This window comes from Mesorhizobium sp. WSM1343 (genome assembly GCF_055901535.1).
On record NZ_JBVVWZ010000002.1, the window covers coordinates 25,923 to 41,489 of the forward strand.

14 protein-coding genes are annotated in these 15,567 nt (G+C 63.3%); 7 read left to right on the forward strand and 7 right to left on the reverse strand.

Annotated features, from left to right (window positions below):
- Positions 1-205: 205 nt before the first annotated feature.
- The 4 genes from AC0NIL_RS30640 to AC0NIL_RS30655 are packed head-to-tail and all read left to right on the forward strand — an operon-like array spanning position 206 to position 4,804.
- Entirely contained in the window at positions 206-598 is a 393-nt protein-coding gene (locus AC0NIL_RS30640; RefSeq protein ID WP_063174078.1) for a response regulator transcription factor, read from the forward strand.
- A complete protein-coding gene (locus tag AC0NIL_RS30645; protein WP_473573635.1) occupies positions 598-2,340 on the forward strand; it encodes a YaiO family outer membrane beta-barrel protein in 1,743 nt (580 codons plus the stop codon). The genes AC0NIL_RS30640 and AC0NIL_RS30645 overlap by 1 nt, the downstream gene beginning before the upstream one ends.
- Positions 2,341-2,342: 2 nt before the next feature.
- Complete coding sequence (locus AC0NIL_RS30650; protein WP_337123961.1) at positions 2,343-3,380, forward strand: HEAT repeat domain-containing protein; 1,038 nt, start codon at positions 2,343-2,345, stop codon at positions 3,378-3,380.
- Positions 3,380-4,804, forward strand: a complete 1,425-nt coding sequence (locus AC0NIL_RS30655) for a glycosyltransferase family 2 protein (RefSeq protein WP_013525350.1) — start codon at positions 3,380-3,382, stop codon at positions 4,802-4,804. Before AC0NIL_RS30650 ends, AC0NIL_RS30655 begins: the two co-directional genes overlap by 1 nt.
- A 15-nt stretch (positions 4,805-4,819) precedes the next feature.
- On the opposite strand, the gene AC0NIL_RS30660 is transcribed toward AC0NIL_RS30655, so the two are convergent.
- Both AC0NIL_RS30660 and AC0NIL_RS30665 read right to left on the reverse strand, forming a co-directional pair.
- Entirely contained in the window at positions 4,820-5,104 is a 285-nt protein-coding gene (locus tag AC0NIL_RS30660) for an Hpt domain-containing protein (RefSeq protein ID WP_473573636.1), read from the reverse strand.
- A 333-nt stretch (positions 5,105-5,437) separates the two neighbouring features.
- Entirely contained in the window at positions 5,438-5,632 is a 195-nt protein-coding gene (locus AC0NIL_RS30665) for a hypothetical protein (protein ID WP_063170507.1), read from the reverse strand.
- Between the two features lie 429 nt (positions 5,633-6,061).
- Here AC0NIL_RS30665 and AC0NIL_RS30670 point away from each other — a divergent pair, with 429 nt between their 5' ends.
- Positions 6,062-6,730: a N5-glutamine methyltransferase family protein gene (locus AC0NIL_RS30670; protein WP_245475847.1), complete on the forward strand. Its 669-nt coding sequence runs from the start codon at positions 6,062-6,064 to the stop codon at positions 6,728-6,730.
- Positions 6,727-7,842, forward strand: a complete 1,116-nt coding sequence (locus AC0NIL_RS30675; RefSeq protein ID WP_013525353.1) for a hypothetical protein — start codon at positions 6,727-6,729, stop codon at positions 7,840-7,842. The genes AC0NIL_RS30670 and AC0NIL_RS30675 overlap by 4 nt, the downstream gene beginning before the upstream one ends.
- A gap of 48 nt (positions 7,843-7,890) precedes the next feature.
- Here AC0NIL_RS30675 and nadE read toward each other — a convergent pair whose 3' ends face one another.
- The 4 genes from nadE to asnB are packed head-to-tail and all read right to left on the reverse strand — an operon-like array spanning position 7,891 to position 12,693.
- Positions 7,891-8,898, reverse strand: a complete 1,008-nt coding sequence (gene nadE / locus AC0NIL_RS30680) for an NAD(+) synthase (RefSeq protein WP_473573637.1) — start codon at positions 8,896-8,898, stop codon at positions 7,891-7,893.
- Positions 8,895-10,439, reverse strand: coding sequence for a class I adenylate-forming enzyme family protein (locus AC0NIL_RS30685; RefSeq protein ID WP_473573638.1), 1,545 nt, complete (start codon positions 10,437-10,439; stop codon positions 8,895-8,897). The genes nadE and AC0NIL_RS30685 overlap by 4 nt, the downstream gene beginning before the upstream one ends.
- Positions 10,440-10,465: 26 nt before the next feature.
- On the reverse strand, positions 10,466-10,732 hold the full coding sequence (locus AC0NIL_RS30690; protein WP_013525356.1) for an acyl carrier protein: 267 nt from the start codon (positions 10,730-10,732) through the stop codon (positions 10,466-10,468).
- Positions 10,733-10,755: 23 nt separating this feature from the next.
- Positions 10,756-12,693, reverse strand: coding sequence for an asparagine synthase (glutamine-hydrolyzing) (asnB, locus tag AC0NIL_RS30695; protein ID WP_473573639.1), 1,938 nt, complete (start codon positions 12,691-12,693; stop codon positions 10,756-10,758).
- A gap of 186 nt (positions 12,694-12,879) precedes the next feature.
- On the opposite strand from asnB, the gene AC0NIL_RS30700 reads away from it, so the two are divergent.
- Complete coding sequence (locus AC0NIL_RS30700; RefSeq protein ID WP_024505323.1) at positions 12,880-13,278, forward strand: M24 family metallopeptidase; 399 nt, start codon at positions 12,880-12,882, stop codon at positions 13,276-13,278.
- 738 nt (positions 13,279-14,016) lie between these two features.
- Here AC0NIL_RS30700 and AC0NIL_RS30705 read toward each other — a convergent pair.
- A complete protein-coding gene (locus AC0NIL_RS30705; protein WP_473573640.1) occupies positions 14,017-15,516 on the reverse strand; it encodes a winged helix-turn-helix domain-containing tetratricopeptide repeat protein in 1,500 nt (499 codons plus the stop codon).
- Positions 15,517-15,567 lie beyond the last annotated feature (51 nt).

Sequence of the window (15,567 nt, forward strand, 5' to 3'; positions counted from 1 at the left end):
GGGCTCCTATACCATGTCGCCTTATTCATCTACTGATTGTGCCGAGGGTGCAGGCGCAGCGAATCAGGTTGTCTATAATCGCGGTGGCATCGGCGGACGTCGATGAGAGAGCTGAGAAGAATATTTCTGTCTGCATGAACCGCATTGGCGGATGTCGGTTCATGGGTTGATCACTCCGGGGGGCGACGGAACCGGAGCAAGGCTGGTGAACGGATCGAAGGCAAGAGTTCTGATTTGCGACGACGATCCCTTGTTGATCGAGCTGATGGAATTCAGGCTCAGGGCAAAGGGATATGAGGTCATCAAGGCAGTAGACGGCGCGGAAGCGCTATTGAAGGCGGAGCATGAGGCGCCGGACATCATCGTGCTCGACGCGATGATGCCCAAGGCCGACGGCCTGGAGGTGCTTGCCCGCATCAAAAACGATCCGGCTTTGTCCGATACTCCGGTCGTCATGCTGACCGCCCGCAAGGGCGAAAGGGATATCGTCTCGGCCCTGGAGAAGGGAGCGGACGACTATCTTGTGAAACCATTCATTCCCGAGGAGCTGCTGGCCCGGCTTGCGCGTCTGCTCGCGCGAAAGAGCGGGAAGCGCTGATGCGTCGCGGCCGGCGCGCAGCCCTTGCCGCATGGCTGGTCCTGGCGATCGCTGCGCCCCAGGGCGCGGCGTTGGCGCAGACGGTGGATGAACTTTACGAGTTCGGCGTCAAGGCCAGGCAAGCGCAGCATTTCGAGGAGGCGGCGGATCTTTTCCGGCGAGCCCTGGCGCTCAGGCCCGACAATGCCGACGCCCTGGTGCAACTCGGTTTCGCCGAGCTTGGACGCAACAATCTGCCGGCGGCGCGCGAATCCTTTTCCAAGGCACTGTCCCTTGCCCCGACATATCGGGACGCCAGCTTCGGCATGGCCGAGGTCGAGTTCCGCTCGGGCAATCCGGACGCCGCCCTGCCGCTCGCCGAAGAGGTGTCGCGTGCGGAGCCCGGCAATGCCGATGCAAGTACCCTTGTTGCCAACATCCGCAAAGCCCAGCGGGCCGGCAGCAGCAAGGCGAAGCCTGCGACCGCGAGGAAGATACCGCGCCCGCCGCGGCCGGATCCCGTCGCCGGCCTGATGGAGGAGGGCCGACGATCGCGGGCTGCGGGACAATTGCCGGAGGCGGAGAATGCGTATCGCCGCGCCCTCCGGCTGGCGCCGAAAAACACTGATATCCTGGTCGCCATCGGTTTGGTGGCTGGCTCCCAGCAGAAATTCGACCATGCCGGGCAGTTCTTCGACCAGGCGCTGGCCATTAGGCCCCGCCTTCTCGGTGCCCGCCTCGGCAAGGTGCGCCTGGCGATCTGGCAGGGCGACGTGCCGCGCGCTCGCGCGATGATCGATGATGTGCTTGGCACCGCGCCTGACAATGTCGAGGCGATGGCTCTCGACGCGCGAATTTCCCTGCTCGAGCAGGATTACACGCGGGCCGAGCAGTCTTTTCAGCGGGTGCTGGCGGTAGATTCGCACAATGCCGAGGCGCTGGTGGGGATCGGCGACCTGCGCCGGGCGCGTGGCGACGACTTCGCCGCGCGGGAAGCCTACCGCCAAGCGCTCGCCATCGAGCCGGGCTCTGCCGATATCGTGCAAAGGCTGGCTGCGCCGCCGCCGCGCAAATGGCGACTCGATCTGGGCAGCGAAGTCAGCGATCTCACCGAGGGGCTTGGCGACTGGACCGACAGTTCGGTTGGCCTTGCCTATCAACTCACCCCGCAGACAACCATTTCAAGCCACACCCGGATGGCGACCCGCTACGGTCGCACCGATGTTCAGATCGACGGCCGCATCGACCAGGCCTTTTCGCCGACGGTTTCGGCCTATGTGCTGGCAGCGGCGACGCCGGATGCCGATTTCCTGGCCCGATATTCGATCGGCGCCGGCGCTTCGTGGCAGATCATGGCGCCCGCGAAAGCGCTCGGTCCGTTCTCGCTCAACATCGATGCTCGCTATGACAATTTCGTCACCGCCGAGGTCACCACAATCTCGCCCTGGGTGCAGGCCTATGTCCTGGACGGCCGGCTGGGGCTTTCGGCCCGTTGGGTTCACGCAGCCGACGATATCGGCACACGCGCCGATGGCTATGTGCTGCGGGCCGATCTTGCAGTCACCCCGGCCGTCAACGTTTTTGGTGGTTATGCAGATGCCCCCGAGATCTCCGACGGCACGCTGGTGCCGACGCGTACCGTCTTTGGCGGCATCTCCTGGGACGCCACCGATCCGCTGACGCTGCGCGGCAGCCTCGCCCATGAGCAGCGCCCGACATTCGACCGAACCATATTCGGGCTCGGCCTAACCACGCGGTTCTGATCATGTTGTACATCTGGCACTTATCCATCCTGCTCAGTGCCCTTTCCCTGGCGATCATGCTTCTACTGATCGTGCGTCGGGTATTGCAGGAGCGCCGGGGGACGACGGGCGCCGATCAGCGGCGCCTTCTTCTGACGGCGCTGATCGCCTTCACCGAAAATCGCGATCGCGAGGCATTGAAGACGGCGCTGCTTGCGGTGCCGGCGAGGGTGGCGGTCGATGCCGGTTTCGAGTTTATTTCGCTGTTGCGCGGCGAGGAGCACGACGAGCTCCTCTCAGCCTTCAACGAATGTGGCCTGCCGGCGCTTGTCAGTACCCAACTGGAAAAAGGCAACGCCGCCGAACGCATCCACGCGACCGAGATGCTGGCGGCGCTGCGTTCGGAAAACGCAGTGGCAAGCCTGCTTTCGGCACTCGACCGCGACGGATCACGCGAGGTCAGGATCGCCGTCGCGATCGCGCTCTGCGATCTCGGCGCCTTGCCGCCGCTCGTCATAACGCTGCGCAAGATCGGCGTGGCGGGACAGCGCTCGCGACGCCTGATCGAGCTTTTCAGGCGCTTTCCGCCGAAGCGGCTCGACGAACTTGAGGATTACGCCAGACTTCAGGGCGCGGTGCCTTTCATTAGAGCGGCCGCAATCGATGCACTTGCCCGCAACGGCGGGTTCCGGTTTGGCGACTTCTTTGCCCGCGCGGCCCGCGATCCGTCATCGGAGGTTGCCGCAGCCGCATTGCGGGCACTCGGGCTGACCGGACATCCCAATGCGACGGCCATCCTGACCAAGGCGATGGAAATTGGCGGCTGGAATGTGCGTGCAGACGCTGCCAATGCGGCGGGCCGCCTCGGCCTGTCTGAACTCGCCGCGCCCCTCGCGCAGCTTATGGACGACGAGGCATGGACTGTGCGCTATGCCGCCGCCAACGCGCTCCGCTCGTTCGGCCAGAAGGGAGAGCAGGTGCTGCGCGAGATCGCCACAAGCGAGGTCTCGCGCCGCCAGCGCACCGCCTCGCTGATCCTTGCCGAGGGGCCGGCCGCCTGATGTTCGACTGGAGCCAAGAGATCGTCCTGGGTGCCTCCATCCTGTCCTGGTTCATCATTGGGGCAGGGCTGGCGCAGACGGCGGTATACCTGCTGCAGCTTATTATTGCCGCCTACGCGCTGTCCAAGCGCCCGCCAGTCGCGCGTTCGGCGCTGCTGTGGCGCCGTTATGGGGACGTCGCGCCGCCAATCGCGCTCCTGGTACCCGCCTACAATGAGGAAGTGAACGTAGTCGAGAGCGTGCACTCGATGCTGGCGCTTGAATATCCGAATTTCGAGGTGATCGTCATAAACGACGGCTCGAAGGACCAGACTCTGCAGCGCCTTATCGAAGGCTTCAAGCTTGTGAAATTCCATCGGCCCTATGAGGAGGCCCTGACGCACAAGCCGATCCGCGGTCTCTATTCCTCGCCGATGACCGAACGGCTGTTTGTGGTTGATAAGGAAAATGGCGGCAAGGCCGATGCCCAGAATGCCGGCGTCAACGTCTGCCGCGCGCCGCTGTTTTGCGTGATCGACGGCGATTCCATCCTCGAGCCCGATGCGCTAATGCGTGCCGCGCAGCCCTTCATCGACGATCCAGAGCGCACCATCGCTGTGGGCGGCACGATCCGGATCGCCAACGGGTCCAGGATCGAAGGTGGCAGGGTGCGTGAGGTCCGGCTGCCGAACCGGCTGCTGCCCCTGTTTCAGGTGGTCGAATATCTGCGGGCCTTTCTCATGGCGCGGCTTGCCTGGAGCCGCATCAACACGCTGATGCTGGTGTCCGGCGCCTTCGGCATGTTCCGCCGCGCCGAAGTGGTAGCGGTTGGCGGCTTCACCGGTGGGTCGATGGGTGAGGACCTCGATCTTGTGATCAAGCTGCATCGTCACATGATGGACACCAAACGCAAATACCGCATCCAGTTCATTCCTGAGCCGGTGTGCTGGACCGAAGCGCCCGAGTCACTCCGCGTTCTTGCCAGACAACGCACGCGCTGGCAGCGCGGTGCGCTCGAATGCTTCTTCCGTTACCGCTCCATGCTCTTCAACCCCCGTTATGGGCGTGTTGGCTTCCTCGGCTTTGGTCACATACTGGTTGTTGATGTGCTGGGGCCGATTTCGGAAGTCCTAGGCTATGTGCTCATTCCGACCTTTTGGCTGCTCGGCATTCTTTCGACCGAGTATCTCTTGGCGTTCACATCGCTGGTTTTCACCTACGGCGTTTGCGTGAGCGTGTGTTCGCTGGTCCTCGAAGAAGCCGAGCTTCAGCGTTTTCCGCGCGCGCGGGACCTCGCCGTGCTCACGGCCGTGGCAGTGATCGAGAACTTCGGCTACCGCCAGCTCAACAATTTATGGCGCGTGAAGGGCTGGTGGCAGTATCTACGCGCCGACCAGAGCTGGGGCGAGATGACCAGGACCGGCCTGACTGGACCTAAGAAGTGAGCCCTTTCGGTTAAGTCACTTCAACGTATGCTCGAGCTGTTCGATAAGCCCGTCGAGTGCGGCATGCACGGCCCCGTCATTCGGCTGCTCGATCAGCAGTGTTTCCAGCGCCGATGCCTGTACGCTGATCTCCGCAAACCCGAACGTTCCCGCGGCTCCGGCGAGCGAGTGCGCGGTCGCAATCAGTGAGGCGTTGGAACCCTTCAAAAGGACTGTGTGCCGCGCCGCCTTCAACTCCGCCAGTTGAGCGGCGCACCTGGCCAGGAAACGTTGCCGTAGGGGGGCGAAGGGATCGTTCAAAGTGGGAGGCGCTCTGCGACCAGGTTTCAGAGACATTCAAGCATAGAATTCGGTGGAGTGAAACGAAGGCTCTCTCTTGTCTGCCCTTGCCGGCGAAGAACTCCGCACTCTCAGCGAACGTTCTTGCTTGGGGCAGGCGGCCCGCAAAATAGTCCCCTCCCATCCGAAAGGCCTCCACGGGGCCTGTAGGAACTGGAATAGTGACCGGCTCCCCGTCGAGCTCGTAGAGACGATTCCCTCACGGCGGATGTCGACAAAGAAGTACTGACCTTCCCTGAGTGCAGTGTTCACCTCCCGGCGGGAGTGGACGGTGACGCTGACGGGTGTCTTCATTCACGCATCAGGCGGTCGGCCGCAGACTGCCAATAGCCGGCGAAATCGGTCAGCTTGCGATTGTTCACCATCACCAGCCTTCAGCGCGTCGTCGAACTCCTCAAGCAGCACCTCCACCGTTCTTGTCAGCTCGCGCTGCTTTGGCGGCGGGAGATGGTCGATGCTGGATTTCATAAACGAGGATCTGTCGTCCATCGGGTATGCTTAGCCGAGACTACGCCTCGAATCCACAGACTGCCTCCCCGGGCAGACGCAATTGAAGTATGTGGAGCTTGCTGGCTCATTCGTTCGCCGCTCAGCAGACCGAGGTTGCCGTCGGTTGCAGCGGTACTCAACCGCATGCTGGCGTGCGCACGCCCGGAGTCTGTCCGACATCAAGTCCGGCAGCTACAATCGGCAACTTCAAAGACCGAAATGCGTTCGATTTCATATCCGCGCACCAACGCCGCATCTATATGGCCGAGTTGGTGCGCTGCGCAGTATCGGCGGCGATATCTTTAGCAGCCGTTTACCGGAGCGCGATAGGTCCTGTGTATGCAATACTGTCGGATGACGTAAGGAACCGCCGTGCCGCACAGAGCAGCAGCCCTAGCCGGCCGTTCTACGCCCCGCCTGCATCGTTTCATGAGCGTGATGCTCGAACTGGCTCCGGGCGTTCTCGTGCCGCGTCAGGAAACGGAGTTGCTCGGACAGAGGGCGCTTGCGATTCTTGGCGATCGCGCGCCCGGCCCGATGGTGATCGACATGTGCTGCGGCTCCGGCAACCTTGCTCTGGCGATCGCCGCGGAAGTTCCGTCGGCCCGCGTCTGGGGGGTGGACGTGACTGACAGCACGGTCGCGCTCGCCCGGAGCAATGCCGAACGCTTGGCCCTTCAGGACCGGGTCACCATCCGGAAAGGGGATCTGTTCGGTGCGCTGGAGGGCGATGGGCTTATCGGCGCAGCGGACATGATTGTCTGCAATCCGCCCTATATCTCGACCGCGCGCCTCGAAGGCGAGAGCGCGCATCTGCTTGAGGGCGAGCCGCGCGAGGCCTTCGACGGGGGGCCTTACGGCATCTCGATCCAACAGCGGCTGATCCGGGACGCAACCGATTTCCTCAAGCCTGATGGCTGGCTGCTGTTCGAGTTCGGGCAGGGGCAGGACCGCCAGGTGGCTGCCCTGATAGCCAGAGCCAAGGTCTATGAACCCGTGACATTCGCCAAGGATGAGGTCGGAATGCCGCGTGTCGCACTCCTCCGCAAGCTTGGGAACGGTTCGCCCGCGATCTCATCCTCCGCGAGTTTGGCATGAGCCAGATTCGTCCCCTGCAGGCTGCGGATATTCCGGCCGTCGCCGGGCTCTTTCAAAGAACCTTCCGGGACGGTGGCAAGCCGCCGCCTCCGGCGCTCGAGACTTATCTGCGCTGGCACTATCTCGAAGGCCCGGTCTGCGATCCGGAGATCGCGTCTCTCGTCCATATTGCGAGCGAAGGCGACATTTCAGGCTTTGTCGGCGTAAATGTGCTGCCGATGAGGCATGGCCAGTGCAAGCTGCGCGCCGCCATCTGTGGTTCGCTCATGGTCGAACCGCGGGCGAACGACCCGATGGCCGGCGCAAGGCTGCTCAGGACATTCCTGGCCGGGCCGCAGGACATCTCCTTCAGCGAAACCGCAAATGCCCTCTCGACGCAGATGTGGACGAAACTGCGCGGGGTCGCCCTGCCGCAATACAGCCTGGACTGGATCCGGGTCATCCGGCCTTCGGCCTTCCTGCTCGATCTAGCCTCGCGGCGAGCCGGCGCCGTGCGCTTGCTTGACCCGCTCGCGCGCGGACTCGATCGCTATCTTCGCGGACGGATGCAGGAGAATGAGATGCGCTGGTCCGGGGTCCCGGAACTCTGGAATGGCAAGGGCGGCCTCAAGGTAGCCGAAATCGATCAAGCCGGTTTTGCGGCTCTTTTGGACCCGTTGACGCGGCAGTTCCCGCTCCGTCCCGACTGGAGCGCCGAGCAGCTTGCGCATATCCTCGCGGAGGCTTCCCAGAAGCCGGACTATGGTGATGCCGTGTTCGCGTCCGTCTCCTCCCCCAGCGGGGCGCTGGTCGGCGCCTTCCTCTATCACACCCGCCCGGGCAGGATGGCGCGCGTGCTGCAGGTTCTGGCCCTGCCGGGGCAAGCTGGTTCCGTCGTCGACTGCTTGATTGGCGATGCGGCGCGGCGCGGCGCCGCCGGCCTGCGCGGCCGGACGCAACCCGCTCTGCTCGCAGCGATGCTGGGCCGGCGGGTCGCCTTCACTCAACCGGCCTCGACCGTGGTGCATTCGCGCGACGAGGAGCTGGTGAACGCGTTTCTGAGCTCGCAAGGCTTCTTCAACGGGCTGGCCGGCGAGCGCTGGAATCGCTTGGCCGGGGAGCAGTTCGAATAGGCCGTCATTTGCCCGCGCGGCGACGTAATCCCGATGGTCGCGCCGATCTCAACTGGCGATTTCCTCGACGGGGCGGACGAGCTGCGGGCCAAGGTGCAGATGGCGCGTCGCCCGGCGCTTGGCGGCGATATCGGCCCAGACGCGTTCGACCTCGACCGCAGTCAGCTTCGCGGCGGCGCCGACCTCCGCGGCTGAAAGGCCGTTATTCAGGCCGAAGAGGCAAATATCCATGCGGTCATAGGGCAGGGAGAAGTAGAACTCTTCCTGCGTCTGCTCGAGGGAATAGGTGTCGGTCGTCGGCGCCCTGCGGCAGATTTCCTCGGGAATGCCGAGATGGGCGGCAAGCGCATAGACTTGGCTCTTGTAGAGATGGGCGATCGGTTTGACGTCAGCCGCGCCGTCGCCATTCTTCACGAAGAAGCCTTGGTCGTATTCGAGCCGGTTCGGCGTGCCGAGCACGGCGAAATTCAGCCGGTCGGCGTGATAGTACTCGATCTGTTTGCGCGTGCGCTGCTTCATGTTGGTGGCGGCGACGATGCCGAGATAGACCGTCGCCGACATGCGCAGCTTCGTCTGCCGGCCTTCGGGGTCCTGCACCACCAGCGAGGAGATGTTGTAGCCCTCGCCGGCGAGCGAATTGGCGATGACGATCTTTGAGGCCCAGCCCGGCCCGTATTCCGGCACCAGCTCGCGGATGAAGGTATCCCGCCGCTGATAACAACCCATCGCGTGCAGCGTCGGGCCGATATCCTCCACGATCGCTTCGACGCCGAAGGTTTCGGCGGCCAGCCGGCCGAGGCGGAGGCTGTCGGGATCGGAGTCGCTTTCCGGCATGAACAGGCAGAAGACGTTCTTAGCGCCGACGGCGCGGGCGGCGAGCGCGACCGAGACGCTGGAATCGATGCCGCCAGAGAGGCCGAGCACGAGCCCGCGCTTGCGCATGCCGCGTAGCTGCTCGCGCAACCCGGCGACGATGCGGTCGGTTTCCGCAGCGCTGTCGAGCGCCAGCGCGTCGGTCGAGAAGGCGGGATGGCTCGGGGCGAGGGAGAGGTTCATTGTGCAGTCCCCAACGTTTCGGCCGCCAGCCTTCGGCTGACCTTTCCGGTATCGGTCTTCGGCAACTCGCGGCGGAACTCGATGAGCTTCGGCACCATGAAATCCTCGAGATGAACGGCGCAGTAGCGAATGATGTCCCGCTCGCTCAGGGTCTCGTCCGAGAGAACGACGAGGGCGGCAATGGCGTGGCCGAGCACCGGATCCGGCACGCCGGTCACCACGGCTTCCACGATGCCTGGATGGGCGTGCAGCACAGTTTCGACTTCCTTCGGGGCGACCTTTTCGCCGCGCGTCTTGATGATGTCGTCCTTGCGGCCAACGAAATAAAGGAAGCCGTCCTCGTCCGTCCGGAACAGGTCACCGGTGTGGAGCCGCTTTTCCCAGGGATGCGGCCCGGGACGCAGCATCTGCTCCGTGGCCACGTCGTTGCGCCAATAGCCCTGCATGACATGCGGGCCGCGGATGACCAACTCGCCCGCCACGCCCGGTGGCACGCGGTTGCCCACATCGTCGACCACGATCGCTTCCGTGTTGGGAATAGCGATGCCGACGGAGCCCGGCCGGCGGTCCAGCTCCTCCGGGGGCAGGTAGGTGCAGCGCTTGCATTCCGTCAGACCGTACATGGAAAAGAGCCGTACGCCGGGGAACAGCTCGCGCAGCCGGGCGATATGCACCGGCGGCAGGGCGGCGGCGGTGTTCGAGATATAGCGAAGGCTCGGCAGGAAACCCGGCGCCAAATCGCGCATCTGCAGGATCAGCGCCGCCATCGTCGGCACCAGCGGGAAACCGGTGACCTTCTCGGCGCGGATGCGCTCGAAAATGGCCTGCGGAAAGGCGAATGATTTTTCGAGGACGAGGGTCGCGCCGAGCTTCGTCGCCATCAGCAGTTGATAGAGGCCGTAGTCGAAAGCCAGGGGCAGGACATTGAGGATGATGTCGTCACGGGTGTTGCGCAGATAGGTCGTGATGGATTCGGCCGCGGCATCGATATTGCGATGCGTCATCATCACGCCCTTGGGGCGGCCGGTGGAGCCCGAGGTGTAGATCAGCATGGCGAGGTCGATATCGATCCCGCCATGGCGAATGGGCACGGGCGCGACCTTGAGACAATCCTCGAAGGAGGCAGCGCCATCCGGCGTATGGCTGGATGGCGCTTGCGTCGACGCGACGAAGAACGGCCGGTCCGACAGCGCACGCGCCTGGATCACGACAGGCATCAGCTTGGCCTGAGTCAGGATCGCCGCAGCCTCGCAATCGTCGATGACATAAGCGAGCTTGTCGGCCTTGGTGGAGGCGTTGATCGGGCTGAAGGTCGCGCCCGCCTTGAGAACCGCGAAGATCGAGACGGCGGCTTCCCAGCAATTGTCCATGAAGACGAGAACGCGGTCGCCGCGCTGCACGCCATTCTCGGCGAGAGCGGTCGCAAGCCGGTTCGACAGATCGTCGAGCTCGTCATAGCGCAACCGCTCCCGGTCGGTGACAAGCGCCGTCTTCGCGCCATGCGCGGCCGCGTTCGTGATGAGGAATTGCTCGACCCGCATGAGCTCGGGCCTTCCGCTGCCAGCCGTCACGCCGCGACGAGCGATGCGGTCTTCGCTGTGATGAAGGCCGTGATGCGCGCCAGTGAATCGAGGTTGGCCGGCACGATGTCGGCGTCCGCAACTGTGATTCCGCAATGGTCCTCGATAAAGGCCACCAGTTCCAGAACGCCGGTCGAATCGATGATGCCGTTCTCGATCAGCGAGTCCGTATCGGCGAGGGCGTGGGTGGTGTCGCCGAACAGGAAGTTCTCGATGACAAAGGCCTTCACTGCGTCTTGGATCGTATCGGTCATGTCGTTCGCTTTCCTTGGTGGTGTCAGGCGGCCTTTGCGTTGCAAATGCCTGTGCCGGTGAAAGTCGTCAGCCACAGCTGCGTCGACAGGATGCCGACAAAGGCCGCGTTGTCGCGAAAGCCGGAGGCTGGCTGGCGGCTGCATTTCTCATGTAGTTTTGCCACTGCCTTCGGATTGAAGAGCCCGCCGGCGCTGACTGCGGCGTCGCCCAGGGCCGACTGGACATAGTCCCTCGTGCCCGGCCCAACGAAGGACTGGCTATCCGGTGCGCGATAGGGCTGCTTGGTCCGCCGGCCGATGGCGGCCGGCAGCAGGTCTTTGGTCGCCTCCCGCAGAATATGCTTCTCCACGAGCCCCTTCAGCTTCATCTCGGGAGGAAGGCCGGCGGCAAACTCGACCAGATGATGGTCGAGGAAGGGAAAGCGGCCCTCGATGCCGTGGGCCATCGCCATGCGGTCGCCCTGGCTGGACAGGATGTAGCCAGGGAGAAGGAAGCGGGCTTCCAGATATTGCGCCTGATGCAAGGGATGCCAGCGGGCGAACGCCTCGGGCAGCCGCGCGGCGAGCTCCTCGGCGGCGTCATATCCGGACAATGTGGCACGCAGATCGCCCGAGTAGAACAGCTTCGTCGCCGCCGTGCCGTCGAACCTCGGCCGATGGGAGAACAGCGGATCGTCAAGCGTCGCGCCGCTAGCCCCGAAGAAGGAGAACAGGTACTCGGCCGATTGCTGCCTCAGGCCCGGAAGATAGGGGTAGAGCTTGCGGAACAGATGCGGCCGGATGCGGGAGCCGGACTGTCTCCCGCAAAAGCGCCGAACCCTGGCCTCCTTGAAAATATCGTAGCCGGCAAAGACTTCGTCGGCGCCTTCGCCCGTCAGCACCACTTTCAAACCGGCCTCTCGCACGAGGCTCGAGAGCTTGTAGAGCGGGGCAGGGGCAGTGCGCAGGATCGGCCGCTCCGTGAAACGGATTACGTCGGGGAAGACGGCGGCGATATCGCCTTCCCCGCAGGCGACGGCGCTGTGATGCGTGCCGAGCGCGCGGGCCATCTCGAGCTGGAAGGGGCTCTCGTCATGTTCGGCGCTATCGAAGGTGACCGAGAAGGTCCTGAAACCACCCGGCGCCATGCCCGCCGCCAGCGCCGATGTGATGGAGGAATCGAGGCCGCCCGAGAGATAGGCGCCGACTGGCACATCGGCGCGCATGCGGATGCGGGTCGCCTCCGTCAGGAGGGCGCGCAGTTCCTCGGCCGCGGCACGCTCGTCCCCGTGCCGGGGCGGCGCGTCCCGGTCGGGATACTCCAGACTCCAGTAGGGCCGGGTCGAGACGCTGCCCTCTTGCACGATCATCAGGCTTGCGGGTTCGATCTCGTAGATGTTGCGGAAGGGCGTGCGCGGCGCGATCGGGGCCCAGAGCGTGAAGATCTGGTCGAGTGCGACCGGATCAATCTCGGCCGCGACGCCCGGGGCCTGGAGGAGCGCCTTGACCTCCGAGGCGAAGTAAAGCCGTTCGCCCTGCCTTGTATAGAAGAGCGGCCGGACCCCCATGCGGTCGCGCGTCAGAACCATGCGGCGGCGGCGGCCGTCCCAGAGCGCAAAGGCGAAATCGCCATTGAGCGCGGAGACGCAATCCTCCCCCATCTCGTCATAGAGATGCAGGATCACTTCGGTGTCGCTGGTTGTCCGGAAATGGCGGCCTTTCGCGCGAAGCTGCTCGCGCAATTCCACATAGTTGAAGATCTCGCCGTTGAAGGCGATCGTCAGATCGCCCGTCGCATCGGACATCGGCTGCTGGCCGTCCCCGAGACCGACGATGGACAGCCGCGCATGGCCGAGGCCGGCCGCCTTTGTGGTGAAGAACCCCTGCTCATCGGGGCCGCGATGCGCAATGGCAGCCGTCATCCTTTCAAGGAGCGCCCTCCCATCCCGGACAGTGCCGAAATAGCCGCTAAAACCGCACATGCCGAGATATTTCCAAGTCCACCAGCGCGGCCCGGACTATAGCCGCCAAGATATCGGTAGGTGTTAAATATTTGGGACTATTCATGAGAATGGTAAATTTTGAGCGGCCGCCGACGGCTGATTCCTTGCGTGAGCATTGGATCTGCCGCGAGATGAGGGCAATGAAGCTTTTGGCGTCGTGTTCGCATGATGTTCACGGGGTCTGAGGGGCAGGCCCTCATCGCCTTCTGTCGAGGGCTAGGTCTGGGACTTCTCAAGGTCTGTCGTTGTCGGGGAAAGTGGTCCGCGCGGCAGAATGAAATCTACGACGGTGCCATTGCCGGAATTGAGGCAGGCGTGGCCGCATGCCGCCTTGGCGTAACGGCAAGCGATCTGTACAAGGCAGTCCTCGATGTTCTTGACGGCCGCGGAATTTTTTGCGGCTACCCAATCTATGGCCATTCCTTCGGACTGGGCTGGGGCGGACCATGGTTAGTGCCAGATAACAGCTTCAAGGTTGGAGCCGGGATGGCCATCGCCGTCGAGTGCATGGCGGGCCGCGAAGACGTCGGCTATGTCAAGTTCGAGCACAATTGTCCATCCTGATCGCACCGAGCTCATTTCCACCTGTCCGGCGAGGCTCTGAAGACTTGCCCTCAAACGCATGCCCAAAACACAGCTGGTATTGGTAGCAATCCGAGCGGACCAGGCGAGGCTGCCTCACTGCCGGGTAGCGAGAGAACCCACTTGGTGAACTCACGCGTGCGCCTGACATTCCGGGCACCGTGGACACGCGTCAAGCCGAGAGGATACTGCGCGAGCGATATCGAGTCCATGTCAAGTACCGCAATGTAGAGAACGTCGCGACTGCGCGTTTCTTTCCAGTTTTACATGCACGAGGACGAACCAGATATTGTTGCCGAAGGTCGAAACCAGCCGTCGCTGACACTCATGGGAGTATGGCGGTCCCGAACAGGATGCCGTGACGCCCGACCGTGGTGATCGGGTCCGGCAGCTTCCACATGGCGGGTCTTTCTTCTCGATGCGAGCGACCTGGCGCCAGGCACAATCCCATTGTCCTTCCTCACCCTCGCAGCGGTTGCCGGCTGGCGGCAGCAATGCGCCTGATCTCGGAGTTCGGCAAACTTTACCTTCGCCCGAAAGCGGACGGTCTGCCAAAGGTAACATGACTGCGTTGCTGGACGACGGGCCTGATCCAGCAATGACCCCGTATGTCAGGTTCCAACAGTATGGGAGGTTGTCCTGTCGATTATCATTGCCGTCGTCCTTCTTACTGCTCACATGCACGCAACTGCGGCGATGAGTTGTCGGACCGGCTGGATCCTATAAAAAGCCGGCCTTTCTGAAGCCGGAGAGGAAGTGTTCGAAGGAAGATGGGTCTGCGAAGGGAAGGTGGGCAAGGTAGCCAAGCGAGAGGTCCGGTTGCAGCCTCAGTGTGGCTTCGACTGCGACATGCGCCTTTTCCATCTCGCCTAGATGGGCGTAGGCCGCCGCGAGAAAGGCATGGATGAAGAACTGGTCGCCGGCCTTCCGATAAGCGTCGATGGCGTCGGCGTATCGGCCGAGCAGGAAGAGCGCGCTTCCCTTCACCTCCCAGAACCAGACCGGGGGCAACGGGTCGAGCAGTATGGCCCTTTCGAGGACCGCCAAGGACTGCTGAGGCTGGCCGCCGTAGTTGAGCCAGCTTGCATAGTCTCCGGCAATGTTGACGTCGTGCGGATTGAGCGTACGGGCCTGCTGGAAATGCAGTCCGGCATCCCCATGCTGGCGCATATGTACAAGCACGAGACCCATGCTCTGGTTGCAGATGCCGTCATTCCGGTCGAGCAGGAGCGCTGTGCGCGCAGACCGCAAGGCACTTTGCAGCGTACGAGGATCGCGGTCGTACCAGAATCGCGCAACCAGGCACTGCGCTAGATAGGCATGACCTTGAGCAAAAGTCGGATCGAGTTCGGCGCTCCGGGTAAACATGGATTCGCCCTTGTCCATTTCATACTGATGGTAGTGCGCGCGACCCTGCAAGTAGTAGTCGTAGGCGGCCCAATCGGCCGGCGGCGTTCGCCGCGAGCGGCTAGTCGCATCTGCCTCGGCGGCGCCTTGGACGGTTGAAGCCACGAGGGCCGCCACCTCCTCCTGAACCGAAAAGATGTCCTCAAGCGCCCTGTCGTAGCGTTGAGCCCACAAATGGAAGCCGCTGGCGCCGTCGATCAGCTGCGCCGTGATCCGGATACGGCTCCCGAGCCGTCGCACGCTGCCCTCGACGAGGTAGCGCGCGCCGAGTTGCCGGTGGACTTCCGCGGCCTCCGGCGCTGGCCCACGAAACTGAAAAGATGAATTACGCGCGATCACCACGAGCGACCGGTAACGCGCCAGTTCAGTGATGATATCTTCGGTGATGCCGTCGCTCAGATAATGCTGGTCCTGATCGCCGCTCAAATTGGCGAAGGGCAGCACGGCAATGGTGGGTTTGCCGGACGGCGCGATTGGTCGCTGCACTGAACCTTCCACGCGCTCGACAGGCGCGGTGAAGCGGTAGCCGACGCGAGGCACGGTGGCGATCCAGTCGCCACCTTGGTCGGTGGGGCCGAGCGCCTTCCTCAGCGTCGCAATCTGGACGGTGAGATTGCTTTCCTCGACCGCTAGGCCCGGCCAGGCAGCTTCCATCAGCTCGGCCTTGGTCAGGATGTCGCCGGGCCGGGCCGCAAGCGTGGCGAGCAGCGTGATGCCGCGATGCCCGATGGAGATCGGTATTTCATGTCGCAGGAGCGTCCCCTTCTCAGGGTCGAGCACGAACGGACCAAAGGTGAGGTGAACCCGTTGCATCCCGCCATATTAAACGTTTCGGAATTTTTCGGAACAGTTTCGGCCGCGCTT

Excerpts from the sequence above, each read along its gene's own strand:
- AC0NIL_RS30700 (WP_024505323.1), top strand. The coding sequence starts at position 12,880 with ATGATGTTCACGGGGTCTGAGGGGCAGGCCCTCATCGCCTTCTGTCGA.
- AC0NIL_RS30655 (WP_013525350.1), top strand. The coding sequence starts at position 3,380 with ATGTTCGACTGGAGCCAAGAGATCGTCCTGGGTGCCTCCATCCTGTCC.
- AC0NIL_RS30675 (WP_013525353.1), top strand. The coding sequence starts at position 6,727 with ATGAGCCAGATTCGTCCCCTGCAGGCTGCGGATATTCCGGCCGTCGCC.
- asnB (WP_473573639.1), bottom strand. The coding sequence starts at position 12,693 with ATGTGCGGTTTTAGCGGCTATTTCGGCACTGTCCGGGATGGGAGGGCG.
- AC0NIL_RS30645 (WP_473573635.1), top strand. The coding sequence starts at position 598 with ATGCGTCGCGGCCGGCGCGCAGCCCTTGCCGCATGGCTGGTCCTGGCG.
- nadE (WP_473573637.1), bottom strand. The coding sequence starts at position 8,898 with ATGAACCTCTCCCTCGCCCCGAGCCATCCCGCCTTCTCGACCGACGCG.
- AC0NIL_RS30690 (WP_013525356.1), bottom strand. The coding sequence starts at position 10,732 with ATGACCGATACGATCCAAGACGCAGTGAAGGCCTTTGTCATCGAGAAC.
- AC0NIL_RS30670 (WP_245475847.1), top strand. The coding sequence starts at position 6,062 with ATGAGCGTGATGCTCGAACTGGCTCCGGGCGTTCTCGTGCCGCGTCAG.
- AC0NIL_RS30665 (WP_063170507.1), bottom strand. The coding sequence starts at position 5,632 with ATGGACGACAGATCCTCGTTTATGAAATCCAGCATCGACCATCTCCCG.
- AC0NIL_RS30705 (WP_473573640.1), bottom strand. The coding sequence starts at position 15,516 with ATGCAACGGGTTCACCTCACCTTTGGTCCGTTCGTGCTCGACCCTGAG.
- AC0NIL_RS30685 (WP_473573638.1), bottom strand. The coding sequence starts at position 10,439 with ATGCGGGTCGAGCAATTCCTCATCACGAACGCGGCCGCGCATGGCGCG.
- AC0NIL_RS30650 (WP_337123961.1), top strand. The coding sequence starts at position 2,343 with ATGTTGTACATCTGGCACTTATCCATCCTGCTCAGTGCCCTTTCCCTG.